We start from the raw sequence: 26790 nt of genomic DNA on the forward strand, positions 1-26790 counted from the left end.
TGCAGGAATAACAAAAAAATTCACCGGCAAAAGTTAAAAGCCCCTGTCACTTCAAAGCATTTACAATCTCTTTTTCCAGCTCTTCCGAAAAACCGGTTTTGATAAAACTTACCTTCCCATCCCGGTTTATAATCATATACCTGGGAATAGCATCCACCCCGTAGTTTCTTCTGACTTCTTCATTGCCAATAAGAACCGGAAAGCTGATTTTGAATTTCTCAACCATTTTCCGCATTGCATCAAGTTGTTTCGTTTCAAAGCTTATGCCATATACCTCCAAGCCCTGTGTTTTATATTTCTCGTATAATGCCTGTACTTTGGGAGCAGATTCAAAACAGGGACCACACCACACTTCCAAAAAATCAAATAATATTACTTTTCCATATAGCTGCTGCGTACTAACCTTCTCTCCGGTTATTGAAATAAGCCGAAATGGTGGTAATGCCTTGTTCATAAGTTGATCTGTTTTTTGCTGCTGAACAGCCTGGGCAGGCGCTAACTGGTAATTTGCCGGAAAACGCAACCCGGCAAAATCATAATCATGCTTCTCATCATTAATCCAAATGTCTGTTGCCCGGTAATGCAGATCCTGCACTTTGCCCAGCGTTTCCTGGTGGCTTTGCATTTCCACAGGAAGCATTAGTTTTTTATCAATAGTATAAAGCGTGTATCTTTTATATACATCATATGCTTTTAAATCGGGTTTATTTTTGGTGAGGTAATAATAGCGCTCATCCTGGCTTATGGAAAACCCGGTGTTCTGGGAGGTATCCATTTTTATAAGATCAGTAAACACGATCTGCCCTCCGTAATTAGAATATAAGAAATTGATTAATGACGCTTTTTCTGAAGTCATTTTATAATGCTTCATATCGTGATTAATTACAAACCCATTGCTTCCATCATAAATGCTTTCTTCGCTAAATCCATTCTGCTTTGCCCAAAACCAAAATCCAAAAATACTGTCGCTATCTGCCCGCCTCATGCTAACCTGCCCTGCCATGGTTCTGATATCACCGGTTACCAGGGTATCCCGGCGCTGCACTGTACAGGAAACCGTTGTTAAAGTTTTTTGTGCATGCAAAACCTGCGCTATCAGCTCCTTTGCAGTTTGGCAGTACCCGGCTTGTCCAATAAAAATAATACTAACGATTATGGGTATTTTTTTCATACGCAACGAATTTTAAATTAAATGTACGATAAAATTCGTATTATTAAAGTTAATAAAAACCGGAACTGCATATCATTCATTCATCGAAAAAAATTGGAACACATACTTCTTACCGATACTTTCGCTACAAGTTTACGCCTACCCCTACATGAGATTTGTATTATACAGATATAAGAAAACACCTAAAGGAAATACATTACAGTATGTAAAGGAAATAAAAAAAGGGAAAATTATCTTTTCTGTACTCGTTTATAATGCTAAAAGATTTTCACTCCTGAAAGCAATTGTTCTTTCCATACGGTTCGGGCTATTGTGGATTCATGAAAAATACATGCACAGTAACCTGTAGGCTAATGACAGAAATATCCGGAATTTGACACCAGGGGGATCCGATATAACTCAGTTCATTTTTATTTCAAGCACTTTGGGCCATAATTTCCCGGTAACAAACATCCGGCTGGTAGTGGAATCCCACGCCACACCATTTAATACAGCGCCTTGCTGCACGGCTTCCTTATCGTAGTTAATATTCGCGAATCTTTTAAGCGCATCTGTAAAATCAAGCACACCTGCTACCCATCCCGAAGAAGGGTCTATTTTCAGAATATAGTTCGTTTCCCACTGATTCGCGTATACGTAACCGTTTATATATTCCAGCTCGTTAAGATTGTTTACCGGCCCAAGGTGATTATATACGGATACGATCTTCATCAGCTTAAAATCGCCGGGACGCACGAAATATAATTTATCCGTGCCGTCACTTATGATCAGGTGCGTATTATCGTGCGTTATTCCCCAGCCTTCCCTGTTCCAGTATGCCGTTCTTACCTTTTTTAAATCTTTAAGACTATACACCAGCACAATATGATCTTCCCAGGTTAACTGGTAAAGGGTATCGTTTAAAATAGTGATGCCCTCACCAAATAAAGCAGGATCTATATCAATCTTTTTTTGAATGGTTCCGGTTCTGTAATCTACTATACGCAGGGTGGAAGCTTTTTTTTGTCCTGTGCCTTCGTACAATTGATTGTTGTGAAATACGAGCCCCTGTGTAAACGCCGTTGTATCGTGCGGATAGACATTCAATAAAGTATAACTCACCGGTGAAGGCGGAGCTACATTGTTTACAGGAACATGCGCTTCGGAACCGGAGGAACTGCTGTTGTTACATGACCACAATAAAGCCATACAAAAACTGAAGGGGAATATTTTTTTTATCATATCATAACCAATTGCTGCAAAAATAAAGTTTTGAGTAAGATGTAAGGTTACTAAATCCTTTTTTAACCGTCAATTACCAGCCGGCCATCGAAAACCATTGTAGTAAGTTGTATATGCTGCAAATTTTAGATTACTTTGCTCCACAGCGCACGCTCCAAATGCAGGCTAAGCCTGATCCAATTTCTCGTAATTTCCACTTATCTCATCCTCTGTAAAAACCGAAAGATCCGGATAGGGTAGCCCTTCGTCATTACCGCTGCGGCTATTGCCTTTAAATTTAATATCGCATTGAAAAGCTGATCATAAAAAATCAGCCAATGAAACTATTTCTGTTTACCCTCATCATTTGTTGTAGCTGCCTGCCGGTTACCGCCCAGCGCAACTGTGCAACAAACGAATACTGGCAAACCCAGTTGAATAGCGACCCGGCATTGCGGTTGCGGTACAATCAAATGGAAAATGCCGCGAAACTGCACCCGTTAATTTCAAAAAAAGAGCAGGGCGCCGGCGTGGCGGAAATGCCCGTTATTACCATACCTGTTGTAATACACATCCTGTATAATACCCCGGAGCAAAACATCAGCGATGCGCAGGTACAGTCGCAACTACATATATTAAACAAAGATTTCCGGAAAAGGAATGATGATACAGCATTTATCCCGCTTGCCTTTACTTCTTTTGCCACCGATTGCGCCATACAGTTTGAACTGGCAAAAACTGATCCTGAAGGCCGGGCTACAACAGGAATTGTGCGAAAAAGAACAGACCGCTTATCCTGGCAGCAGGATGATAAAATGAAATTCTCAGCATCGGGCGGTAATGATGCATGGGACAGCCGTTACTACCTGAACATATGGGTATGTAATTTAACTAAAAGTTTATTAGGCTATGCTACTTTTCCCGGCGCTTCGCCGGAAAAGGACGGCGTGGTTATACGTACAGATGTATTTGGCATTTCAGGCAGTAATAATACCGCCTACAATAAAGGCAGAACTACCACACACGAAGTGGGGCACTGGCTTAACCTGAAGCATCTTTGGGGAGATACGGATTGCGGCGATGATAGTGTGGATGATACGCCGCCTCAAAAAACATACAACAGCGGCTGCCCTTCCTTTCCTCAAATTACCGCGAACAGTTGTAATCCGCTTTCTTCGGGAGATATGTTCATGAACTTCATGGACTTTTCGGATGACGCCTGCTTACACATGTTTACACCGGGGCAAAAACAAAGAATGCATGACCTGTTTACCGTATCCGCCCCCCGGGAAAGCCTGCTGCACAGTGCCGCTTTAAACAAACCCCGGAACGCCGGTGCTTCACCTGAACCGCAAACAGATACCAGTCCGCGTTTGAGCATATTTCCCAATCCTGCAACAGATATCATTGCCATTGAATTTAACAGCCAAAAGCCGCTTACCCGCAATGTTTATGTTATTTATAATATTACGGGAAGATCATTAGCGGAGGGACAGTATACAGGGGGCATCATTTCTGTAAAAGGATTAACCGCGGGTACGTATTTTATAAAGGTTCGCCACGGAGAACAAACGCTCACAGCAAAATTCATTAAACATTAAAGTACTTAACTGGTTACGGGCAAACCCGCTTCCTTCCATGCTTTTAATCCACCGTCAAGATGAGCCACATTGGTATAGCCCATTTTCTTAAGCGTTTGGGTTGCCAAAGCCGAACGTCCGCCTGAAGCGCATTGCAAAATAATTCTTTTGCTTGTATCAAACTCCGGCTTGTGATAGGGCAGCGAAGGGTCTGCATAAAATTCAATCATACCCCGTGGCGCATGAACAGCACCTTCTATTTTCCCATTCTGCGTCAGCTCTTCACTTTCACGAATGTCAATTAATACCGTGTTGTCGTTTAACAATTCCTGCTGAACCCGGAGCGGGTTTAGGTTTTCAATTTCCTGCTTTGCTTCTTTAACTAAATCAGTTGCAGATTGATGTGTCATGATTTTATATTGATAGTGAATAAAATTACTGTCTTTAATGCAGCCGCCGGCAGAATACCTGTTACAGTTGAGCAACAGGCTGGATAAATGGCGAATATTATTTAAGTACGGGTATAAAGATACGAATAGTGTCTTTCGCCCCGTTTACATTTTCATCAATGTAAATCAGGTCAACACCGTCCCTGCTTTTGCGCTCCAGTGTTTTTTTAACAACAGATAGTATAGTTTTTTGTGCGGCCGGAGGCGGCTTTTCTTTCTGGGTAGTAATAACTGGTATTGCTGCTCCGGATTTTACCGTTTTGCCCTTTTCAGCAGGCACGGGCTTATCTGCATTTTTCAGAACCTGTGGTTCGGTCTTTTTTTCAGCAACATCCGCAACTACTGTTTCTGTTTGCTTTTCTGTTACAGCATTTGAAGATTTAGCAGCTTCCTTATTATCTGTTTTATCAGCAGGCTTTATAACAAAAGGGAGGTATTTTACCGCTTCGTTATTATCCGTATCCTTTTTTGCGGCCGTTTGGGGTGCCTGCATGATTTCGGCATCATCGCGTTTAGTAACTATTTCTTTCACCACAAAAGGTTCATATTGCTTCTGCACGTTTGCCGCAACGGTTTTATCCCCTTTCTGAACGGCTCCCGCTTTAGCTGACTTTTCTGTTTGAGTGGCATTCGTTTTTTCTATTTCTCTTACTGCAAAAGTTTCGTTCTTTTTAACTTCAGGTTCCGCAACAGCCACTTTAGCCTCCTCCCGCACTACCGTTACAGGGGTAGCGGTTTCAATTGCGGGCTTATTATTGTCTTTATTAACCGTTACCAGCACTGCAGGCGTACTGGCAACGGAAGATTCAGCCGCAGCATTGTTCCCGGATACAGGCGCTGCCACTTTTTTATCGGCAATTACAAGCTGCTGCCGTATGGAGGGATCATTTACCACGCCGGCAAGCATAGCCGAAAAAGGATCATTACTGATAACACCCGAAAATGGAACAGTGTCTGGCTTTACTTCCGTATACTGCTCAACAGCCGTTCCTGTTAACCCTTCCTTTTGATCAAGATAAAGCAACTGCAGTTCCGCAACACCCTTATTTTTTAAGGTAAAGCCCAGGTCTGTTTCATTAATAGTACAGTTAAAGCGCCATTCATGCACTTTTGCTCCCGGAAAACCTATTATCAATTCGTAAGTGTTTTTTAGAAGTCCGGGAATCAGCAGGTACCCGTTCCCGGAAGAAGTGAATGTTGCTGAACCCATACGTACATAAAAAGGTTGCCGGGGTTGGGATTGTATGTATATATAATACTGCTCCTGGCCAAAACCATTTTTAACCAGCAAAGAAAGCATAAAAATAAAAAACAGTTTCCGCAGTACGTTCATTTAAACTATAGGTTTTCTTACGCCGGCGCACTTAGCGTTATCTTTAAACAGCTAACAAAACTACTGTAAAAGATGAAATAGCTACCACTCATGTAAAAAAAACATTATTCCCCGTATATACAGGAATTTTACAGCTTTTATAAATCGTAATAAATGTTAGTATTATTGTGTTATAATCAAATCAGTTATAACGTGAAAAAAATATCAGGTTTATTATTAATTGCCCTGCTTCCGGCGCTCCTGTATGCGCAAACTGTTACAGACACCCTTACTTCAGCGGACATTTACCGGGCGGTACCCGAAAAATTAAGCGACCTGGTGCACACCAAACTGGAGGCCCGGTTTGATTATGAAAAATCCTATATGTATGGCAAAGTGTGGATTACCCTGGAGCCACATTTTTACAGTACGGATTCGGTGGTATTAGACGCCAAAGGAATGGACATAAAAGCGGTTGCTATAGTGAACCGCACTGTTACCACGCCATTAAAATATACATACGATGGTATGCAGATCAATATCAGGCTGGATAAAACATACCGGAAAGGAGAACAATATAAAATTTACATTGATTACACATCCAAGCCCAATGAACTGGCGAAGGGCGGCAGTGAAGCTATAAAAGACGACAAAGGGCTATACTTTATTAACCCGCTGGGCAAAGAAAAAAATAAACCCACTCAAATATGGACGCAGGGTGAAACGGAAAGCACTTCCGTTTGGTGCCCCACCATAGATAAGCCTAACCAGAAATGTACACAGGAATTTTTCCTGGTTGTTCCATCAAAATATGTTACCCTCAGCAATGGTAAATTATTGCAGCAGCAAAAAAACGCGGATGGCACAAGAACCGATTACTGGAAGATGGATCTTCCCCACGCTCCCTACCTGTTTTTTATAGGCATTGGCGATTATGCTATTATAAAAGACCTCTATAAAGGAAAAGAAGTAAGTTACTATGTGGAAAAAGCGTATGCCGGCGTTGCAAAAAAAATATTTGGTAATACCCCGGAAATGATCGCATTCTTTGAAAAAATTACCGGCGTATCTTATCCCTGGCCAAAATACGCGCAAATGACTGCGCGGGATTATGTAAGCGGCGCCATGGAAAATACAACCGCCACATTACACCAGGAAAGCGCTCAGCAGGATTCGCGGCAATTGCTTGATGGCAATACATGGGAAAGCACAATAGCCCACGAACTTTTCCATCACTGGTTTGGCGATTATGTTACCGCCAAAAGCTGGAGCAACCTCACCGTTAATGAATCCTTCGCTAATTTTAGCCAGGTATTATGGAATGAATACAAATATGGAAAAGATGCCGGGGATGCGGAAAATTATAAAGATATGCAGCAGTATCTCGGCAGCCCGGAAGATGCGAAAAAGCCGTTGGTTCGCTTTCACTACAAAGACAAGGAAGACATGTTTGACCTGGTGAGCTACCAAAAGGGCGGAAGAATATTGAACATGCTGAGAAACTACTTAGGCAATGACGCTTTTTATGCAGGACTGAATTTATATCTCACCAACCATAAGTTTGGCAATGCAGAGGCGCACCAGTTGCGGCTGGCATTGGAAGAAATAAGCGGACGCGATTTGAACTGGTTCTTTAACCAGTGGTATTTTGGCACCGGCCATCCCAGGCTTACCATTGATTATTCGTATAACGACAGCAGCAAAACAGCTTCGGTACATGTAAAGCAAACCCAGGCTGAACCTGCTTTTATTTTACCGGTTGCTATTGATCTATATAATGGGAAGCAAAAAAAACGTCATACTGTTTGGGTAGATAAGAAAGACCAGGTGTTTGTATTTACCGCAGCTACCCAACCCGACCTGGTAAATTTTGACGGTGATAAGATATTGCTTTGCGAGAAAAAAGAAACAGGTAAATCACTTGCCAACTATATACACCAGTATACGTTTGCCGGCTCTTATGTTGACAGAAGAGAAGCCATAAGCGGATGCGCTTCACTCCAGGATAGTACTGCCGCTGTGGATTTGCTTAAAACCGCCTTAAAAGACAGGTACCTGGAACTGAGGATACTTGCCCTTCATTCGGCGGACCTGACAAAGGAAAACGTAAAACAAGTACTTGAGTCAACCATCTTTTCTGTTGCCAAAGGCGATCCCGAGCCAACGGTAAAGGCCGAGGCGTTAATGGCTTTAAGCCTTTATGATAAGCCGATCTATAAAGAATTAATACAAAGGAGCGTTAACGACTCTTCCTACAGCGTAGCGGGCGCCGCGCTATTATCACTGAACCAATTAGACAAGCCCGGAGCTTATACAGAAGCAAAAAGATTAACCGCCACGAAAACGAAAGGTAAGCTGGCTGAAGCGATCAGTAATGTATTTGCGGAAAACAGTAAAGTGGAAGACCTGGATTATGTATTAGACTGGTATAATGCTTTACCTTTTGGACAGTCTAAAGTAGAGAATGCCAATATTGTAGCCTATTACGCCATACAGCTCCAGAATACGGAAGCCGTAAAAAAAGCAACGGATGCGCTCGTGTTATTCCGCGACCAGATACCGTCTGCCTATCAACAGAACATTTTTCCTTTTGTAAACAATGTGCTGCTTAAAACCATAGCCAATCAAAAAACAGCTATGAAAAATGTGGCTGCCGATGCGGCGGCCATACAGGAGCAGGTTGATTACATTAACAGTAAAATAAAATAGTTAAGAGCAAATATCCGCTTATTGCCCCAAAGGGGTTTTAACAGCCCGCTAACTGTGCGGAGAGCGAGACCCGGTGCGACCTGACTAACATAAACTTAAAATACCTGGGGAAACATACCGGAATTTTAAGGAAATTTGTGACGGGTATACATTTAGTAATCTAAAAAGTGATGACATGGATAAGAAAATAAAAAAGCAGGAAACCAGTCCGGAAGATGATAAAGATTTTCCGGGCTATCCGCATTATCCCCGAAAGGAAGATATTTATGCAAATAAAAACAGCATACTGCCCGAGGATGAAAACAAAAGCGAAGGCAGTGGTACTGACCCTGATGTTCCCGGCTCAGAACTGGATGATAAAAATGAAGCGATTGGTGAAGAGGATGAAGAAAATAATTACTACAGCCTGGGCGGCGATGAACATAACGACCTGGAAGAACGTGAGGATGATTAGTGGTTTCGCAGTATACTGGCCCAACGGGGTCTTCACAGCCCGTTAACTGTGCGGAGGGTGAGCCCCGGCGCTACTAAAATAACCTCATCGCCCTGTTTAGCCATTGTGGTTTTGATTTAGCTGATCAAATTTAAAACTCTTTTCATTGTCCGGGAGCTGGCTGTAAACATCTTTATCACATTAATGCTGCCTGTGCCGCCACTTTGATTGCAGCAACTGTGCAGGTCTGCCCGTATTGATATGTCGGTTGCTGTTTTTTGTGTTAAGTAAAAAGTTCATACACCATAATTGTAGTTCAGGTACTGGCCCGGGGAAAGTGCTGCAAGTCAGCACATATTACACTTCCTGCACCAGGCCTTGGAAGTTTTGTATTTATTGATGTCGGCTTTTTAATAGCCCTACAGAAAAAACACCCTCCTGCTGAAGAGGGTGTTTTTCTTTTTTACTTAGCAGATGTATACCGGTGTAACGATAACAACTGCCTGACGTTCTTCCCTGTTTTTTTGCCAACGCTATTTCCGGTATCAATTGAAGGCCGGTAGTGAATGCCTCCAAACAATCTCGAAAGACCCGCTTCTCTTCCGGCAGCTTCTAAACTGTTGAAGCTTCTTGGCGCCATTCCCAGTGCATCGTAGGTGTGATCGGTAAAAGAATAATTCTTTCCGAACACTGTTTCTAATGCATAGGCTGCTGATGCAGAAAGTGTGGCATGTGCAGCCACATATTCCGGATGTGGCGGGGTTGTAATGTAGGAGTTCCAGTTAGTAAACCCCATATGTTTCCTGATATACGTTACAGGCCTTAACATGTTGTAAGTATATTTTATTTTCCAGGTACCAATCCCCGCTTCATTCAAAGTAATACCAAGCCGCAGGTAAGCTTCTGCTGCTTTCATGAGATTGATATTTTCATTGTGGAGTATCTGCTTAAAAATGCTGAACCAATGACCAAACACAGTTATATATTTTCCATTGGGGGCATCATCCCAAAAATCGGCAGCGGCTTTTTGTTCAGATGAAAGCGTTAACGAAATATCGTACAACTCTTTTACCATAGTGTAAAATGAAGAACCTTCAACTTTCGAAAATGCAGGTGGCGGCGCAGGAGATGTGTTGTTGGTACTGCCTGGTAAAATGGTTCTAACATTCGCCCAACCCGGAACATTGGCTGCTGCATTGGCAGGAGGTGTGGGTTCCCAGTAACCTTCGCCCAAAGGACTGTAGGGAATGTTTACATTGGTTGATCCGTCAGTTTTACTCCAGTCAATAATAACTGTTGCAATTTTTTTCCCAAACTCAACTGCAGGTAATAAATAAGCGCTGTCTTTCACCAGACTTTTGTACATAGAAGCATATACCTGTTCCAGCGAATCAATACGCTGAACGTTTGCAGGTTTAGCTGCATAAAAGTGCCGCAGCATTTCTGCCACTGCAGCATTTGCAGAAGCAGGCCAGTACAAAGGTTTGCCTTGCGGAGCAGCAGGCAATGCAAGCTCCCCGTTTAACTGGTACTTCAGACTTTTATATTGCTTATCGCCATTTACCAGTGCTTCGTATAACGCAATACCTGTATAAGCAAAATGGCGTGAATAAGCAATATGTGTAATACCGCTGCTGTTTTTTACTAACTGTAACTGCAAAGCTGTCCAGTCTTCTATCAGCTCTGAATTCTCAAATTTTAAATTGTCTTGATTTTCGAAAATGTTTGATTTGCTGCATGATGTAAGCATGGTGAGTAATGCCACCATTGCTAAAATGATCTTTTTCATTATAAGGTTTTGTTTAATTGTTTGTCTGATGATTATTTCTCTGCAATAAATACGAGAAAATGGTTTTGCTGAAAGTATAAGTCGTCCGTAATGCGGAAGGGCTGCAAAGCTTTAGCAATGGTTTCTTCCACTGTTTTTTTATCAGCGTAATTCATAGCAGCAGCGGCCGGACCGGTACCCATAAAGCTTTTTATACCATTGCCAAGACTATGGTATAAAAAAGGACAGGGTACTGTTCGTTTTGAGCTCAATTTTAAACCAGCTCCTTTAAAAATGTTTTCCATTTTTCCGTTTTCCGATAATGCGAACGGTCCGGGTGTACCGGGCGGTGGTGGGGGAAGTAAGCTGCCAATGGCTTTTAATACATGTGTGGCATCGCTTGCTTCAGGTTTATCCCAGATGCCCACTACCAAATGTCCGCCTTTTTTTAATACACGTTTTGCTTCAAGCAATGCGCTTTCAAAATTTCCTGCGTATTGAAACGAGTTGAAACCGGCTACAACATTAAAACTGTTGTTGCCGAAAGGCATTGCTTCCAGGTCCTCTTCCATAAAATTGTTTTTGGGATTGCGTTGTCTGGCCACTTCCAGTAAGCCGGGTGCTGCATCAATTCCAATTACCTGTGCTCCTGCATCAATAGCCATGCTGCTAAACAACCCTGAGCCGCAACCGGCATCAAGCAACATGGTATCTTCTGTAACACCCAGTTGCTGCAGTACGGTTTTGTACATGGGTAAAAAATAGGGTTCGAAATGTGTTGACCAGTTTTGCGGTGAGATACTCCACAATTCTCCCTGGACTGCTTTTGTGCTCATTGTAAATAAGGTTTAATGATGAATGATTAATTAGCGGCACAAAAGTAGAAGCCTTTTTACAGGAAGGGTTTGTTGTAAAGTCCAGATATCTTACTAAAAAGTTCAGATTGCTATTTGCTTCTTTACAGACGCAGGAGAAACGCCGAATTGATTGCGGAAGGCACGGCTGAAATGTGCAGGATTTTCGAAACCACTTTCAAAAGAAGCTTCACCAACAGACCTGCCTGCATGGCTGAGCAGGTGCATGGCATGGCTCAATCGCTTTTCCATAATCCATTTGCCGGGTGTGCTGCTGAAGTGTTTTTGAAAATCACGTTTAAATGCTGAAAGACTCCGGTTGCTTAAACGTGCAAATTCTTCCAGTTTTAAATTGTAACAGAAATTATCTTCCATTACACGTTGCAGTGTTACGGTTTGAGGTTCCTGCAAAAGAGAGCAGAAATAAGAAAGCAGTTCGCTGTTATCCGGATTATCGGCAATGGTTAATACCAGTTCTTTAAACTTTAATTCAAGCAGGGAAGGGTCGGATTCCCTGGCACTTTCGAAATACGGTAACATCGATTGAAAAAACGACTGCACACTAGCATCGTTGCTGATTGGAATAACGGGTTCGTATTTTCTACCGGGTTTAAGAATGGGAAATGTTTTTGTTTTGAGCACATTGTATACAAATTCATCGGGTACAAAAAACAGTACAAGGCAAAAAGGAGAATCAAAAAACTGCTCTACTATACAGCCGCCTTTCCGTACAAAAACACAGCTCCCTTTCTGCAAATCGTAGGAACCGTGGGCCGTATGCCATATCTTCCGGCCTTCTATAACATACACGATGTAGTTGTGATGACTCCATGCATCTTCAAAATTATTTTCAAGCGGACAGTTAAACAGGGTAATTAAATTTTCCCTGCAACGCAGTTGCCGGTATTGCTGCGGACGGTTTAATATGGTGTTGTAAAAATTATACAACCTGTCTGGTTAAACCGCAAAGCTAAATATTCTTTCAGAAAAAAAGAGTCGTTTAACAGCAGGGACTGCTGAAGTTACCGGCTGTTAGCTATAGCTGCTTTGCATCAGAAGGGAAGACGCAACAGCGGGCTGAAGTGGGTATAGAAAGGAAAGAGAGATCGTTTTGTGTTCTACAAAAAGTCATAGGATTATAGGGTAAACATAATTGAAAATACAAACACACTGATTGGCAATGAGCAGTTTATCAGCCGGAATCGCACCTGTGATCAGGGATTTACCCGAAATTGTAAAATCACCTTTAGATATCTGTTGGTTTGTTGAGCAAAGGTTTATCCCGCTCCCTGTACCGGGAGGTTAATAGTTTTTTGGAGAAATTCAGCAAAGAGAAAACAGCATAGCCGAGTATTGCCGCTTCCCGCAATGGCCTTTGATGACCCCTGCGCAACTCTAAAATGCCACTCAAATTCCGGAAATTATTTTTTCATAAAATAAAAATATCCATCCTCTGCGCCGATCAGTAAGCCCTGTGCAGCGTTCGTTCCCCAGTTTACCATTGTTGGACTGGTAGTATGACCGGCAAGTACCTTATCGCTTACCTGTCCGTTTTCTTCAAAATATACCTTCCCGTTTTTTTCTCCCTGGTTTATTAATACGGAAACATTCAGGCTATTTAATACGATATCGGGTTTGCCATCATTATTCCAGTCGGTAATGGTAAACTTTACCCTTCCGCTGCCTCCATTTTCTTTTACATTCAATCTCAATGGCCCCGGTTCATCCACTAAAACCTTGTGCTGAGCATCGAATACCGATGACTGGTTACCATAAAAAATTCTTTGCCCCGGTTTTAGCAGCAGGTTGCCTTTTGTATCAGCAAAGCGTTCAAAAAATGTCAGGTATCCTTCATGATCCAGCATCACCAGGTCCATCAGTCCATCGCCGTCCCAGTCATAAGCACATGGTGTAGTTCGCCACTGCGTAACCAGTTGATCCGGCTTCGCCTTCCACCAGTTCCATTTCGGTTGCTTTGGCGCTGATCCCTGCCAGTCTATTTTCACGTCCTGTATGCTGCTTAGTACGGGTGCCCCTTTTTTACCCATATTTTTATACCATTGAATCTTTCCCCAAATGGAATTGATAAGAATATCTTTTAAACCATCGCCATCCCAGTCGGCAACCGACAACGTGGTATATCCCCATTTGGCTTCGGCAGGTCCCTGGATGGAACCATTATAGCCAGCCTGAATACGAATGGTCTTATCACCCGCTTTTAATAATACCGGCGCAGCCCAGCGTGGCATGCCATCAGCATTGCCCATATTTTCAATAAATCCAATATATCCGGCCGTATTGCCTGCAATAATATCTTCATCGCCATCTTCATCCCAGTCTGTGCTGTAGGGTGTAACCAATGCTCCAAATTTCAGGTACTCTGCCTGCTGTTTAAAATAAACAGGAGACCTGAATACCGGCATTCCTTTTCTTACTTCACCTGTGTTCCTGATAAAAGCCACCCTGCCATCTTCATCGCCTACCACCAGGTCTGCATGCCCGTCTCCATCAAAATCAACGGCAACCGGAATGATCATTTCAAGGTCCATTGTAATCACCCCTTCTTCGTTGTGTAATATTTTTCCCTTCGCGTAAACCGGTTTTTCTCTTGTTCCGGTATTCTCAAACCAGGTTAACTTGTCGAGAAATTCGCCGCATATTAAATCAAGATCACCATCACCATCAAAATCGGCAAAATTAGGGGATGGTGCACCGTACTGATCAATCTCTTTACCCCCGGCTTTTATTCTTCCCTGGTTAACATATACTCCATTTACATTTTCTACCAGGTATACATAGCCATGCAGCGGCCCATTAATCCATTTTCCTTTACTGTTAAATGCGTTGTCCCAGCCGTAATCACTCCAGTCGTCTATCCCCACTATTATATCAACGTCTCCGTCATTGTCGTAATCCACCAGCTTCCACTGGTTAAAACGGGGCTTCGTTTTAATATCCTTTGAAATTTCCCGGATGGGGAACAGGGAATCTTTTTCGGCTCCGTACGATACGCTAAAATTAATGAGCTCATTGCCCGGAACCAATACCCTGGGCTGTCCGTCAATAAATGAAACCTGCACATCTCTCACTGCCCCTGCCAACCTTCGTGCCGGTGAAAATACAGGCTCCGCTCCTCCGGTGAGGTTTTCAAAAAAATAAGTTCCGTTATAGGGTTTATCCGGGCAGGAAACCAGCAGATCCATATCACCGTCTCCATCAAAATCCATGGGAATGGGCCAGGCCCATAATCCAACGCCCAGGTCAACCGTTAAGCCGGGATTATTGTATTTGATCATTACCAGGTCGCCGGCATCACGGGTTTGAGCCGCGGAAGTTTTCGGGAACAGCATCCCCGCAAAAACAACAAATAATGTAAAGCAGTTTTTCATTTTAATTTTTATGAATACCGTTTAGTTAATGTGGCCTATACCCGGCGAAAGGAGGGTCAGACCGTAGATTTTTGGATTACAAACCCTGGTATTTCATGGCATCGCCTGTTACCCGCCCGGACGACCCCAGTCGGACGGGTGCCACTCCCTTCAGGGTTCGGTAATACTATTGCGCTTTTTTCCTTCGACCCCTTTGGGGTGGTAACACCCGTTATATTACTAATGTGCTATAGACCTGTGACCCTTCCAGGGTTGCAGGCAATTCCGTGTACCGATGGGGTCTCATAACTGCCCACATGGCTGTTGATGACAGACTCCGGCGCGACTCATGCACTTTCAAAACCACGTTATCAGGGCTTTTTCAAAAATTTAAACAGCTCGTTATCGGTAGTTAGTATAACACTGGTTTGACTGTCTAACGATCTTTCCAGCGTTTCCATAGACTTTACAAAGCTGTATAATTCCCTCGACTGAACACTTTTATTATATGCACCGGCATAAATAGATGTGGCGTTTGCATCCGCCTTTCCCCTGATCACCTGGGCGTCTTTAACAGCCGATGACTGAATTTCAGCCAGGTCAAGCTCTTTATTTCCCCGTATTTTCAGCGCTTCCCCCTGGCCTTCAGATTTAAACTGTTCGGCAATCCTGTTTCTTTCGCTGATCATCCGGTCGTATACCCTGTTCCTTACTTCTTCAACATAATTTACCCGTCTGAACCGGAAGTCTAATATCCTTATCCCCAGGTCGGAGGTTCTTTCATTCACTTTTTTAAGGATCATGGCTTCTATTTTATCCCGGCCAACAGAAATAGAATCGAGGTTTTCCAACTGCTCCAGGAAATCTTCCCCAATCTCCGGCTTACGGTTGGAGGAACGTACAATATCAAGCAATTCATGCGCTGCCACCGCGTTGCGGGTTTCACCATCCAGAATATCATCCAGCCTCGACTTGGCAGATCTTTCATCTCTCAGGCGAATAAAGAACTGCAGCGAGTTGGTGATCTGCCACCTGGCATAAGTGTCTACATAAATGAATTTCTTGTCTTTGGTAGGCACCTGGTTCGGATGGCCATCCCAGGCCAGGTAACGCTTATCGAAAAATTGTACTTTTTGTATAAAAGGCACTTTCATATTTACACCCGGCTTAATACGGGGTTCTCCTACGGGTTTCCCGAACTGGGTAACAATAGCCTGCTCCGTTTCATTAAGAATGAATACGGAACCGGAAACAGCCAGTACCACCACTGCAACTAATACGCCTATTATAATTTGTTTGGGTTTGATCATTTTTGATTTATTTACGCGAACTGCCGCCATGCGGTTCCATTCGCTTATGAATTATTTGGATGAAGCCGCTTTGTGGCCAAGATTCAGTAAAGGCAAAACATTATTTCCTTTTTCATCCACGATTATTTTGTTGCCGATTTTAGGCAGAATTCTCTCCATGGTTTCGAGATAAATTCTTTTTTTAGTAACCTCCGGCGCCTTAATATACTCCGTATATAACGCTTCAAACCTGGCAGCATCACCGGTAGCGCCATTTACCCTGTTCAGCGCATACGCTTCGGCCAGTTGAATGGTTTCCTTTGCTTCACCCCTTGCTCTCGGGATAACGCTGTTGTATTCCGATTCGGCCTGGTTAATAAGCGTTTCACGTTCCTGCTGGGCCTGGTTAACGCCATTAAAGGAAGGTTTAACCAAAGCGGGCGGATTAACATCCTGCAATACTACCTGGTCTATACGAATCCCGTTTTCGTACTCATCGCACAATTTCTGCAGCAGCACTTCCATATTGGTGGCCACTTCCTGGCGGCCAACCGTAAGCACTTCGTTAACGGTTCTGTCTCCCACGGATTTGCGCATGGCCGATTCGGCCATATCCCTTAGTGAACGTTCAGGGTCTTTTACCCTGAAAAGGTATTGGAAAGAATTTTCAATCCTGTATTGAACAACCCATTCCACATCGGCCATATTCAGGTCGCCGCTTAACATAGATGATTCTATGCTAAAGTCGCTGTCTGAATACTGGGAGCGGCTACTGGTACCCGTTGTTCTGAAGCCAAACTCATGCTTGAGTTGCCGCTGAACAGGTATTTTGTACATTTTCTCAATGCCAAAAGGCGCAATAAAATTAAGCCCCGGGTTTACTGTTCGGCTGTATTGTCCCAGGTTCAGCACCACCCCCTCCTCTTCAGGTCCTACGGTTCTTACGGATGTGAGTAGCAGGATTAATACGAATGCGCCAAGCAGTATTTTCCTGCCGTGTTTTTTTGCTAAATACCGGTAGTACGCAACTTGCTGGTCAAAATCTGTCATTCTTAATAATTTAAAAAATGGCAGGGCCATTTATTGTGACTAAAGCGCTGAAAATACGAAAGAATACCGGAAATGTTGAACAGATCGTGAGTATAGGCAGGAAAGCGCAGAAGATAATTGCGGTTTCATAATTGAGCGTAACGCTGTTCGTAATTTACACTCCCACCTTTCTAACCGCACGCGGTGCCACGTTCGTCCACGACTTAAAGGCTTTTCTGAATGCTGCAGGGCCTGAGTATCCCGGAATATCTGAAACTTCCGATATTTTTATCGCGGGGTTTTGCATCAACTGGAAATCAATATCCTTTCTTATTTCCCCGGCAACAGCACGAGCAATATCTGCCTTCCAGTTTGCAAAACGGGACTTCACTTTATCAAACCATTGGGAAGCCCTGTTTTTCCCCTCATCAATTTTATTTACCAACTCTTGTTGAATTTCATCGCCAACCGAGTCCCGGAGCAACGTGCTCCAGAAACGCCGACAGCATGTGTACATTATAATCTACACCCAGGGTATTCGGTACCGTTAAAAGCAGGGTATCTGCCTCCTGAATGGCTTCGTCTTTTGCCAGTTCCCCGATTAGCGTACCGGGTTCGGCAGCATAACTTCTTCCAAAAATGGCCCGTTTATTATTTTCAATAAATCCAACCTGGTCTTGCCGTTCAGATTCACGGCCAAAATAAAAACGGTCCTGATCATTTACCAATGTAAAGATGGATCGGCTAACCGATACCCGCGGTTCGCGTTTGTGGCCGGCTTTTTTCCAGGCCGCTTTGTATACCCGAATTTGTTCTGCCTGCTGCACGTGAAAAGGTTTTCCGCTCTCATCGTATTTCAGGGTAGAGCTTTGGAGGTTCATGCCATGCTCCGCAGCCCAAACGGAAGTGGCATCCGAAGCGGCTCCCCACCAAATCCGATCGCGAAGGCCTTCGGAATGCGGTTCCAGCCTGAGCAGTCCGGGTGGATTCGGAAACATTGGGTTTGGGTTGGGTGGTGCAAAACCTTCTCCTTTCAATTTATCTAAAAACGTCAACGCCTTGCGCCGGGCCATAGCGGCATCGTCTTCTCCTTCTTCCGGTTCATAACCAAAATAACGCCATCCATCCACAACCTGTTCCGGCGACCCTCTGCTAATTCCCAACTGCAATCTGCCGCCCGAAATTAAATCAGCAGCGCCTGCATCCTCCACCATGTAAAGCGGATTTTCATAACGCATATCAATCACACCCGTGCCGATCTCAATTTTATTTGTTTTGGCCCCAATGGCAGAAAGCAATGGGAATGGCGATGCCAACTGGGCCGCATAATGATGTACCCGAAAGTATGCGCCATCCATTCCGATTTCTTCCGCAGCCACCGCCAAATCAATCGCCTGAAGCAAGGTATCACCGGCTGAACGGGTTTGATAAGATGGATGTTTCCCCCAATGTCCAAACGATAAAAATCCTATTTTTTTCATGTTTTCAAAATTTATGCCGGTTCTTACAAGCTTACGTATTTTAATGCCGGAATGGGTTAACCGTATTAAGTTTGACCGGCTTTTTCTCTCCGGCTTGAATGGTTTAAATATACGATTTGTTATGAGGCTTTAATCTCAATAAAATAATATCCAATGGAAAACGATTTATGGGGTATGAAATTATCAGAAGGCTGAAGCAAAAAGAGGAAAGCATGATGCTACAACTGCTATCTGAATCTGTTACCGAAAGAGAGAAGAAGAAAGGACAATTACATAAAGTGTTTAAGGATAGTTAAACGAACATAAACATTTTAAGCTATTGCATCATAAAGATATATGAAAGCTGTTATAGCTGAAGCTCAGCGCCAGGGTCTCACGGCAGCCCACAATGGCTTTTGATGAAGCCCCCGGCGCGACTTATGAGTAAAGCTGAATGCTATTGCCACTGAAAGGCAAAGTATTCACATTCTCCTTTACTTACATTTTTTAAAGCGTGCGGGATATTGCTGTTCAGGAAGATAAGATCTCCCGGCTGGGCCTTTTGAAATGTGTTTCCAATCTGCATTTCAATATTTCCCTTTCTTACCATAATAATTTCTTCCTGCCGGTGGGCATGCGGCGGGTGGCTGATCTCATTTTGCTTAAGCGTGGTGGCATGCATATCAAATTTTTCAAACAAAACCGTAGGCTGGTTAAAATGCTGACGCCTGAAACCCCTGTCGTTTTTTTGTACAGCCACTTCATCCCAGTCAACCAGTATGGATGGTACCGCCTTTGTGTTTGGTACAATGGAATCAGTTCCTTTTTTTGTATATTTCAACAGGTAATAACTTACCCTCCCCTTACTATCATTTACAGCTTCATGCATATCGCCCGGCATAGCCATAGCTACAGCTCCCGGCCCTAATATTTTCGTTTTACCGGCAATGGTTACTTTTAACTTTCCTTCCTTTACAATAATCAGCTCTTCGGTATTAGCATGTTTGTGCGGAGGATGCGCGGATTTGCCCGGCTCCAGCATGGTGATATGTACTTCCAAATTGGAAAGATAAGCTGTGCAACCATCCATGATCTGTATCCTGTAACGACTGGAGTCATGGAGAACCGGTAGCTCATTCACATAATACACTCCTGAAGGAATAGTATCCGTTTGGGCAAATGACGCGCAACTAATATATAGCAGCAGAAAGGAACTGGCATATTTCATCATTGTACAAGATTGAAGTTTGTAACTCAATATACTACAATAATTTTTGGCATTCGTTCAGCGCCGGGGTCGCCTGTTAGCCTGCAACAGCTTTTGATGAAGTGCCTGTGCGACTACTAATCAGGAAGCCCGAACGCTACATAGGAATCGCTGGATGGACCTCCCCATTTCGATCCTCCACAGGCAATTACAACATATTGCTTTCCATTAACGGAATATACAGATGGTGTAGCTACACCCGGAGCAGGAAGCGCAGTTTCCCATAAAAGTTTTCCGGTTCTTTTGTTATACGCCCTGAATTTTCCATCAGCCGTAGCTCCAATAAATAATACACCACCTGCTGTAACAACCGATCCTCCATAATTTTCTCTCCCTGTTGTTGGAATTCCTTTCTCTTTTAACGCCTCAAATTCGCCTAAAGGTACCTTCCATTCATATTCACCGGTGTTCAGGTTAATGGCATTGAGTGTGCCCCAGGGCGGGCTAATAGCAGGGTAACCCTCTTTTGTAAGAAATTTGTTATAACCGGTAGAACCATAGGAGGGCTTCTGCCCCATGCTTTCGATATGCCCGGTATAGGGCAAATTATGCTGCGACTTTATATCCAGCAGGAAAACAGCAATAGCATGCTGCGCTTCTTTAGAAAGATGATTAAATGCCGGCATCATTCTGCGGCCTGTTGATAGCAATTCACTGAACTGCCTGGTATTGTATTTTTTTTCGATGCCAACAATTGATGGATAGTCGCCGGAACCCAATCTTTCAGGCCCGTGACAACTCATACAGTGCCGCTGATAAAGACTTACACCCGCCTGCAATTGAGTAGTGTTCTTTTTATCGGGCTTATTTTCCACAATATTCAATACCCAGGCCATTTCGTTGGCGTTCACATATAAAATATTCGTCTCAGGATCAACAGACGGTCCTCCCCACTCACCTCCTCCATCATAACCCGGTAAAATGATTGTTCCCTGTGTACCGGGAGGCGTAAACATACCCGTTGAGCGGTAAGACTGAAATCGTTTTTTAATATCCTGATAAGAAGAGTCGCTCACCAGCGTATTCAGATCATGTTCAGTAAGCAATTGCCTTGCAAACGGCTTCGGCAATAACGGGTAAGGCTGTGTAGGAGATAATTGTTCTCCGGGTATTTCAGAATCAGTTGGAACAGGCCTTTCTTCAACAGGGAATAATGGTTCGCCCGTCTCTCTCTCAAAAATAAATATAAAACCCGTCTTCGTTGATTGCGCAACAGCATCAATTTTCTTACCGTTCCTTTCAAGGGTTATTAATACCGGGGGACTGGATATGTCCATATCCCACACATCATGATGAACGGTTTGATAATGCCAGATTAATTTTCCGGTAAGTGCATCAATAGCCAGCACACAGTTGCCATATAATCCGTGCCCAATCCTGTTACCACCGTAAAAGTCGTTGGTTGGATTGCCTGTTCCTGCAAAAAGGATTCCTCTTTTCTCATCAAGACTGAATCCAGACCAACTGTTTGCAGAACCCATATGCCGGTAAGCGGTAGTATCTTCCCAGGTTTCATAACCCGGCTCTCCCGGATAAGGGATGGTATGAAATATCCATTTTTGTTCGCCGGTTTTTACATCAAATGCCCGGATATGCCCCGGGGTGGCCTCACTCACTAAACCACTTAAAAAAAATAAATTTTTATAGATCATAACAGGCGAAGTAGGCGTTACTCCTACGGTGTGTTCATCCCTGTCCAAACCTTTATGCAAATTTATCCCGCCATCTGTTCCAAATTCCGGAATGAGCCGGCCGGTTACGGCATTTACGGCAAACGCTACTGAACCAACGGTATATATGATCCGCTTATCATCTCCTTCCTCCCAATAGGCCACACCGCGGTTCATGTTGATGCTTCTCCGTGTCCAGGTTTTGTTCTGAAGCGAATCTGCCGGATCAAAGCTCCACTTTTCTATACCTGTGGCAGCATCAATTGCAAATAGTTTCAGCCTGGGCGAAACACCATAAAGTATATTGCCTGCTATTATTGGATTACATTGCATAGGACCAAAGCGGCGATCATCCTGTTGCTCAGAATGATATATCCATGCAACTGTGAGCCGATCTACATTATTGGTATCAATATGCTTTAAGGAAGAATAGCGCATATTCTCTTTCGTGCCTCCGGTTACCGTCCAACTGTCATATTTCTTTTTTTCATCGCCCGAATGACAAGATAAAATAAAGCACAAACCGGATGTCAAAACAGCGCATTTAAGGGAGATGCCGGATAAAAGAGAGATGCTTTCGTTACGCATAATGATAGTATTAAAAAAGTTGGATTATATGTTGGTTAAGAAAAAATAAATGTCATGGTTAAAACGCATTAAAACATCCTATAGACCTTACTAGTGCTGTGTCAAACGTAAAATGTGAGCAGACCCGGCGCGGCTCAGGTGCTGCTTTTTCAGTGCTAACTTACTCTTTTATCGTGTAAGAGCTTATCTATCGCCTCATTAAAAGAGCCGGCGCGAATAACTTCACCTGCATTCACAAAATATATTTCATCGGCATTGCGGATGGTATTTAAGCGGTGTGCTATTATGATGCGGGTAGTGTGAGCGGGTAGTTTATTTAATATTTCTTCCAGCAATTGCTCCGTAACCGTATCTATATTAGCAGTGGCTTCGTCCAAAATAAGTATATCCGGATTGCGCAGCACAGCGCGCATAAAAGCGATCAGTTGTTTTTGTCCCAGGCTGATGCTGTCCCCGCCGGAAGATACGCCTGTGAGCAGTCCGTTCTCAAAAATGGTGAGCAAACTTTCCAGCCCGGCTTCTTTAATCACCTGCCGGAGTTGCTCATTGCTGTAATGCCGGTATTGCGCATTGCCATACAAAATATTATCTTTTACCGTGCCTGTAAATAAAAAAGGCTCCTGCAGTATAAATCCAATCTTTTTAGACAGCTCTTCCGGCTGGCAGGCACGCAGGTCCTTACCATTAAGCAGTATGGTACCCGAAGTGGGATCGTATAGCCTTGCGATCAGCGATGCCGTAGTGGTTTTGCCCCCGCCTGTGGGGCCAACAAAAGCATAGGTTTTACCTTTTTGCAGTTGCAGGCTAATATTGTGCAGTATCTCTTTCCCTTTCGTATAACCGAAGTATACCTTCCTGAACTCCACCACTGCCGTGGAATCCGGTTCTGCGGTTATATTCTCAACTACTGCAAGGTTGGTGTTTAAGGAAAGTATTTGCGCTATCCTGTCCCACCCGGCAAGGGCTACCTGGAAACTGGCCCATAATGTAGCCAGTTGCCTTAAAGGATTATAAAACTGCGTGGCATAGGCTAAATAACTCACCAGCAGTCCAATGGAAAAACTGCCGGCGGCAATGAGGTGTATACCATACAGCAATACGATCAACTGCGCCAGCCCCGACAATAAACCATATACCGGCAATAAGGTATTACCGGCAAGTCCTGCGCTTATAGCAGTTGTATAGTTATACCGGTTGGCTTCATCAAAACGTTTCCGGAAATAATCGCGACGGTTAAAAGCAACGATCACCTTAAAATTATTAAGGCTTTCCTGTATCTGGGCGCTCATATTACCCACACCCGCCATGTTAACGGCACTCTTTTTTTTAATCCACGGCGATACCAGCTTTGTAAATATTAAAATAAGCAATGCCGGCATAAGTGTGGCAGCGCCGAGCTGCACATTAATGAGCAGTAAAAAAATGCCTGCTCCCGTCATAATTACAATACTGCTTATAAACTGTACTAATGATTGCGAGAAAAAGGTATTCAATTTATCTGTGTCATTATTAACACGCGAAATCAGGTCGCCCGCTTTATTGGCATGGAAAAAAGCAACGGGCAAAATCTGCAGCTTATTGAATATAGCGTTGCGTAAAGTAAACAGCAGGCGTTGCCCTACGCTTCCCATCAGTTGCGTTTGAAAATAGCTGGTAAACAAGGCCAGCAAATAAATAACCAGCAATATGCCTGAAAACACGAGCAGTCCGTGATATTGCTTTTGCGCTATATAATGATCAATGGCATACCCTATTAAAAACGGGCCCAGCAGGTTGAGCGCGGCATTCAGCACAATGGCTATAATGGCAAGCGCCAGGTTACTTTTTTCATGCGCGATGAGCCGGAGCAAACCTTTAAGAGCAGCATAGGCAGATGTTTTTTGCTGCTGTTCCGAAACTGCATTAAGGTTGTAATTCATAATTGCTGGTACTTTGTTGGGCATTCAATAGTTGTACATATTCAGGGCTGGTACGCACCAGTTCGCTATGTTTACCGCTGGCAATAAGTTCTCCCTGCATAAGCAGTATGATCTGGTCATAGTGTTCTACGCTGGCAATTTTTTGTGTAACGGATACGAGGGTGAGCCCGGGGTAATTTCGCTGCAGGTTTTCAAGAATCCGCTTTTCGGTGGTATGGTCAACCCTGGCGGTAAAATCATCTAACAACAATATCTTAGGTTCAATAGCCAGCGCGCGTGCCAGCATGATGCGTTGTTTTTGGCCGCCCGAAAGACTGGAACCGCGTTCAGAAACAACGGTACTTAACTGATCAGGCAACAGGTCAATAAACTCCCTGAGTTCTGCTGTTGCTATGGCTTTGGCAAGCGATGCGTTTGTTACGGTGTCGCTGAAGGCAATGTTTTCGCGAATGCTCATATTAAAAATAATGCTGTCCTGGAAAACAAATCCAACCTGGCTGTAAAAAGACGCGCTGTTATAGCGCTCCATATTTTCACCATCGAATATTACAGAGCCGGAGTCGGGCTTTACCAGTCCTGTAAGTAAATACAGCAACTGCGTTTTACCGGCAGCGGTAGGCCCAATGATCGCTGTTTTTGAGCCCCTGCTTATGGTAAATGATATATCTCTTAAAACAGGGCTTTGTTCATATGCCAGGCTCACATCTTTCAATTCAATCCCGCCCTGCAATGTGGCAGCAATAGTTCCTGTTTCCGTGTGGCCCGGTGTTTCCATCACTATTCTTATGCGGTCGTACGAAGCCGTAGCCTGCGCAATTACATTACTCATGAAACCAATAATCAGTATGGGAAAGATGAGCATAGACAAATAGCTGTTGAAAGCCGCGAAGTCGCCCAGGCTCATGCTGCCACTAATTACAAAATGACCGCCCAGCGCCAGGATGGTTAATGCCGCTATATTGGCTGTAAAAGTGATTACGGGAATGAGCCCTGCAAAAAGCCGCAGAATAGCCAGCCCGAAATTTTTGGCATTGGTATTGGCATCAAAAAATTTATTATACTCCAGTTGCTGCGCATTTACTACGCGTATGAGCGCCGCGCCCAGGATGCTTTCATTAATGATTTTGTTCAACCGGTCAATTACCGCCCTGCTTTGAATGAACAACGCCCTTACTTTACGCAGTACCAGAAAAAAAGTGATGCCTATAACAGGAATGATTGCTATAATGCATAAAGCCAGTTTCCAGTTGATGCTGATGAGTAAAATGCTGGCGCCGATAATAATACATACGGAAGAAATGACCGATACAATGGCCTGCGAAATAAACATTTTAACGGAATCAACATCCGCGGTAAGATTGGTAAGCAATTTGGATGGATTGGCCTTTTCAATAAAAGCTGCCGTTTGTACAGAAAGCTTGTCAGACAGCTTTGTTCTGAGGTCTCTTGCCCCCCTTTCCGAGGCATAGGTTTGTATGATGTTCGCAGGTAAGTAAAGAGAAATATACAGAGTATTGCCACCGAAAATTTAACCAGCACCGGATACAATACAAAACGGCCTGCCGTAAACGCGTCTATACCATTTGCTATGATTTTAGGAAGCCAGAGGTTGATGGCATTGCTCAACAGGGTAAACAACAGCAACAGCAATACCAACCCGCGGTATGGCTTCAGTAAACTAAGTACTCCCGGTTTGCGCTTCATTGATCCTTTTAATTAATAATGTTAGCATCTCTATCCTGCAAATTAAAAGATGCAAATGTAAGTTGATTAAGAACGATCACGTACTTGTTAACATCCGGTTAAGGGGAGGATGCTATGTATAAGGTAGCGCCAGGGCCTCATGGCTGCCCACAATGGCTTTTATGCAGCCCCCCGAAGCGGCTTCAAATTTTCGGGACAGAGTACCGGAAGGATATATGCAGTCAGCGTTCGTACAGCGTAAAAATGCCAATGTGGTGCAGGAAAAGAGCGTTGGCTTCCTGCGCCTGGGTATAGTACCGGATATATACAGTATAAGGATTAAACCTTCAGGTTTTTATCAATATCACTTTTTGTTTCTTGCTTTCTTCCTTTGTTTCTAAAATAAGCTACTAAAGATAAAACCAGCATAGATGCTGCAGTAATATAAATCCATGGGGGAATCGGCATAGGGTCGCCGGCAGCATAGGAATGTAATCCGGACAGGTAATAATTTACACCAAAATAAGTAAATATAATAGACCATATCGCCCATAGGCTCACCATATTAAACGTTAGTTTTCCCCTAAGTTTCGGAACCAATCTCAGGTGAAGTACCACGGCATAAAATATAACTGATATAAATGCCCAGGTTTCTTTGGGATCCCAGCTCCAGTACCTTCCCCAGCTCTCGTTGGCCCACATTCCTCCCAGAAAAGTACCTACGCCAAGGGCAAAGAGTCCGACGGCTAATGCCATTTCATTAACGATGGTCAATTCCTTAATAGAATGCTCTATTTTAGGAGTGGGTTTTGCGCTGAACAGCATTAATGAAATTACACTCAATACGGCCGACAGCCCGAAGAATCCGTAACTGGAAGTGATGATGCCTACGTGAACCATCAACCAATAGGATTTTAGAACGGGTTCCAAATTCGTAATCTGCGGATCGAGCATGGATCCTCCGTGTGCAAAGCCCATCATAATCATGGCCACCAAAGCCCCGGCGGCAGGAATAAAAGCATTCCGGTTTCTGTAAAGTAG

Annotated in this window: 23 protein-coding genes; 5 read left to right on the forward strand and 18 right to left on the reverse strand. The window is 43.6% G+C overall.

The features are described 5' to 3' along the window. Positions 1–46 precede the first annotated feature (46 nt). Both VL121_RS07750 and VL121_RS07755 read right to left on the reverse strand, forming a co-directional pair. Entirely contained in the window at positions 47–1171 is a 1125-nt protein-coding gene (locus VL121_RS07750; protein WP_325403879.1) for a TlpA family protein disulfide reductase, read from the reverse strand. A 399-nt stretch (positions 1172–1570) separates the two neighbouring features. Continuing rightward, positions 1571–2392, reverse strand: a complete 822-nt coding sequence (locus VL121_RS07755; RefSeq protein ID WP_325403881.1) for a glutaminyl-peptide cyclotransferase — start codon at positions 2390–2392, stop codon at positions 1571–1573. A gap of 317 nt (positions 2393–2709) precedes the next feature. Between VL121_RS07755 and VL121_RS07760 the strand changes: the two genes are divergently transcribed. After that, positions 2710–3972, forward strand: coding sequence for a M43 family zinc metalloprotease (locus VL121_RS07760; protein WP_325403883.1), 1263 nt, complete (start codon positions 2710–2712; stop codon positions 3970–3972). Positions 3973–3977: 5 nt separating this feature from the next. Here VL121_RS07760 and VL121_RS07765 read toward each other — a convergent pair whose 3' ends face one another. After that, a complete protein-coding gene (locus VL121_RS07765; RefSeq protein ID WP_325403885.1) occupies positions 3978–4361 on the reverse strand; it encodes a rhodanese-like domain-containing protein in 384 nt (127 codons plus the stop codon). A gap of 97 nt (positions 4362–4458) precedes the next feature. Further along, a complete protein-coding gene (locus tag VL121_RS07770) occupies positions 4459–5733 on the reverse strand; it encodes a protein kinase family protein (protein WP_325403887.1) in 1275 nt (424 codons plus the stop codon). A gap of 192 nt (positions 5734–5925) precedes the next feature. Between VL121_RS07770 and VL121_RS07775 the strand changes: the two genes are divergently transcribed. Then, positions 5926–8421: a M1 family aminopeptidase gene (locus VL121_RS07775; RefSeq protein ID WP_325403889.1), complete on the forward strand. Its 2496-nt coding sequence runs from the start codon at positions 5926–5928 to the stop codon at positions 8419–8421. 175 nt (positions 8422–8596) lie between these two features. After that, on the forward strand, positions 8597–8875 hold the full coding sequence (locus tag VL121_RS07780; RefSeq protein ID WP_325403891.1) for a hypothetical protein: 279 nt from the start codon (positions 8597–8599) through the stop codon (positions 8873–8875). A 442-nt stretch (positions 8876–9317) separates the two neighbouring features. Here the strand turns inward: VL121_RS07780 and VL121_RS07785 are convergent, their stop codons facing one another. The 9 genes from VL121_RS07785 to VL121_RS07825 all read right to left on the reverse strand — a co-directional run bounded on the left by VL121_RS07785 (position 9318) and on the right by VL121_RS07825 (position 18643). Next, positions 9318–10643, reverse strand: a complete 1326-nt coding sequence (locus tag VL121_RS07785; protein ID WP_325403893.1) for a vanadium-dependent haloperoxidase — start codon at positions 10641–10643, stop codon at positions 9318–9320. A gap of 32 nt (positions 10644–10675) precedes the next feature. Next, the gene (locus VL121_RS07790; protein WP_325403895.1) at positions 10676–11458 is read right to left on the reverse strand and encodes a class I SAM-dependent methyltransferase; all 783 of its coding nucleotides are present in this window, start codon (positions 11456–11458) and stop codon (positions 10676–10678) included. 102 nt (positions 11459–11560) lie between these two features. Then, positions 11561–12424, reverse strand: coding sequence for a helix-turn-helix domain-containing protein (locus tag VL121_RS07795; protein WP_325403897.1), 864 nt, complete (start codon positions 12422–12424; stop codon positions 11561–11563). Positions 12425–12722: 298 nt separating this feature from the next. After that, positions 12723–12887, reverse strand: coding sequence for a hypothetical protein (locus tag VL121_RS07800; protein WP_325403899.1), 165 nt, complete (start codon positions 12885–12887; stop codon positions 12723–12725). Between the two features lie 10 nt (positions 12888–12897). Further along, positions 12898–14865: an FG-GAP repeat domain-containing protein gene (locus tag VL121_RS07805; protein WP_325403901.1), complete on the reverse strand. Its 1968-nt coding sequence runs from the start codon at positions 14863–14865 to the stop codon at positions 12898–12900. A gap of 350 nt (positions 14866–15215) precedes the next feature. Then, entirely contained in the window at positions 15216–16154 is a 939-nt protein-coding gene (gene hflC, locus VL121_RS07810) for a protease modulator HflC (RefSeq protein WP_325403903.1), read from the reverse strand. A 51-nt stretch (positions 16155–16205) separates the two neighbouring features. Beyond that, positions 16206–17183, reverse strand: coding sequence for an FtsH protease activity modulator HflK (gene hflK, locus VL121_RS07815; protein ID WP_325403905.1), 978 nt, complete (start codon positions 17181–17183; stop codon positions 16206–16208). Positions 17184–17337: 154 nt separating this feature from the next. Next, positions 17338–17607: a helix-turn-helix domain-containing protein gene (locus VL121_RS07820; RefSeq protein ID WP_325403907.1), complete on the reverse strand. Its 270-nt coding sequence runs from the start codon at positions 17605–17607 to the stop codon at positions 17338–17340. 13 nt (positions 17608–17620) lie between these two features. Continuing rightward, positions 17621–18643 carry an LLM class flavin-dependent oxidoreductase gene (locus tag VL121_RS07825; protein ID WP_325403909.1) on the reverse strand — a complete coding sequence of 341 codons (1023 nt, stop codon included), beginning with the start codon at positions 18641–18643 and terminating at the stop codon, positions 17621–17623. Between the two features lie 167 nt (positions 18644–18810). Between VL121_RS07825 and VL121_RS07830 the strand changes: the two genes are divergently transcribed. After that, the gene (locus VL121_RS07830) at positions 18811–18939 is read left to right on the forward strand and encodes a hypothetical protein (protein WP_325403911.1); all 129 of its coding nucleotides are present in this window, start codon (positions 18811–18813) and stop codon (positions 18937–18939) included. A gap of 140 nt (positions 18940–19079) precedes the next feature. Here the strand turns inward: VL121_RS07830 and VL121_RS07835 are convergent, their stop codons facing one another. The 4 genes from VL121_RS07835 to VL121_RS07850 all read right to left on the reverse strand — a co-directional run bounded on the left by VL121_RS07835 (position 19080) and on the right by VL121_RS07850 (position 25594). Further along, positions 19080–19853 carry a cupin domain-containing protein gene (locus VL121_RS07835; RefSeq protein WP_325403912.1) on the reverse strand — a complete coding sequence of 258 codons (774 nt, stop codon included), beginning with the start codon at positions 19851–19853 and terminating at the stop codon, positions 19080–19082. Positions 19854–19966: 113 nt separating this feature from the next. After that, positions 19967–22147: an outer membrane protein assembly factor BamB family protein gene (locus tag VL121_RS07840; RefSeq protein WP_325403914.1), complete on the reverse strand. Its 2181-nt coding sequence runs from the start codon at positions 22145–22147 to the stop codon at positions 19967–19969. A 155-nt stretch (positions 22148–22302) separates the two neighbouring features. Continuing rightward, entirely contained in the window at positions 22303–24066 is a 1764-nt protein-coding gene (locus VL121_RS07845; RefSeq protein ID WP_325403916.1) for an ABC transporter ATP-binding protein, read from the reverse strand. Continuing rightward, complete coding sequence (locus tag VL121_RS07850; protein ID WP_325403922.1) at positions 24050–25594, reverse strand: ABC transporter ATP-binding protein; 1545 nt, start codon at positions 25592–25594, stop codon at positions 24050–24052. The genes VL121_RS07845 and VL121_RS07850 overlap by 17 nt, the downstream gene beginning before the upstream one ends. A gap of 60 nt (positions 25595–25654) precedes the next feature. On the opposite strand from VL121_RS07850, the gene VL121_RS07855 reads away from it, so the two are divergent. Then, positions 25655–25786: a hypothetical protein gene (locus tag VL121_RS07855; RefSeq protein ID WP_325403918.1), complete on the forward strand. Its 132-nt coding sequence runs from the start codon at positions 25655–25657 to the stop codon at positions 25784–25786. A gap of 302 nt (positions 25787–26088) precedes the next feature. Here the strand turns inward: VL121_RS07855 and VL121_RS07860 are convergent. Further along, the coding region (locus VL121_RS07860; RefSeq protein WP_325403920.1) for a cytochrome c biogenesis protein at positions 26089–26790 on the reverse strand (702 nt) is incomplete at its 5' end.

Source organism: Agriterribacter sp., assembly GCF_035497235.1.
In the GTDB taxonomy this organism is placed as follows: Bacteria; Bacteroidota; Bacteroidia; order Chitinophagales; family Chitinophagaceae; genus Agriterribacter.

Coding starts and splice junctions, on each gene's coding strand:
- VL121_RS07830 (WP_325403911.1), top strand. CDS start 18,811: ATGGGGTATGAAATTATCAGAAGGCTGAAGCAAAAAGAGGAAAGCATG.
- VL121_RS07790 (WP_325403895.1), bottom strand. CDS start 11,458: ATGAGCACAAAAGCAGTCCAGGGAGAATTGTGGAGTATCTCACCGCAA.
- VL121_RS07770 (WP_325403887.1), bottom strand. CDS start 5,733: ATGAACGTACTGCGGAAACTGTTTTTTATTTTTATGCTTTCTTTGCTG.
- VL121_RS07835 (WP_325403912.1), bottom strand. CDS start 19,853: ATGATGAAATATGCCAGTTCCTTTCTGCTGCTATATATTAGTTGCGCG.
- VL121_RS07805 (WP_325403901.1), bottom strand. CDS start 14,865: ATGAAAAACTGCTTTACATTATTTGTTGTTTTTGCGGGGATGCTGTTC.
- VL121_RS07750 (WP_325403879.1), bottom strand. CDS start 1,171: ATGAAAAAAATACCCATAATCGTTAGTATTATTTTTATTGGACAAGCC.
- VL121_RS07760 (WP_325403883.1), top strand. CDS start 2,710: ATGAAACTATTTCTGTTTACCCTCATCATTTGTTGTAGCTGCCTGCCG.
- VL121_RS07855 (WP_325403918.1), top strand. CDS start 25,655: ATGATTTTAGGAAGCCAGAGGTTGATGGCATTGCTCAACAGGGTAAAC.
- hflK (WP_325403905.1), bottom strand. CDS start 17,183: ATGACAGATTTTGACCAGCAAGTTGCGTACTACCGGTATTTAGCAAAA.
- VL121_RS07825 (WP_325403909.1), bottom strand. CDS start 18,643: ATGAAAAAAATAGGATTTTTATCGTTTGGACATTGGGGGAAACATCCA.
- VL121_RS07780 (WP_325403891.1), top strand. CDS start 8,597: ATGGATAAGAAAATAAAAAAGCAGGAAACCAGTCCGGAAGATGATAAA.
- VL121_RS07765 (WP_325403885.1), bottom strand. CDS start 4,361: ATGACACATCAATCTGCAACTGATTTAGTTAAAGAAGCAAAGCAGGAA.
- hflC (WP_325403903.1), bottom strand. CDS start 16,154: ATGATCAAACCCAAACAAATTATAATAGGCGTATTAGTTGCAGTGGTG.
- VL121_RS07840 (WP_325403914.1), bottom strand. CDS start 22,147: ATGCGTAACGAAAGCATCTCTCTTTTATCCGGCATCTCCCTTAAATGC.
- VL121_RS07845 (WP_325403916.1), bottom strand. CDS start 24,066: ATGAATTACAACCTTAATGCAGTTTCGGAACAGCAGCAAAAAACATCT.
- VL121_RS07785 (WP_325403893.1), bottom strand. CDS start 10,643: ATGAAAAAGATCATTTTAGCAATGGTGGCATTACTCACCATGCTTACA.
- VL121_RS07755 (WP_325403881.1), bottom strand. CDS start 2,392: ATGATAAAAAAAATATTCCCCTTCAGTTTTTGTATGGCTTTATTGTGG.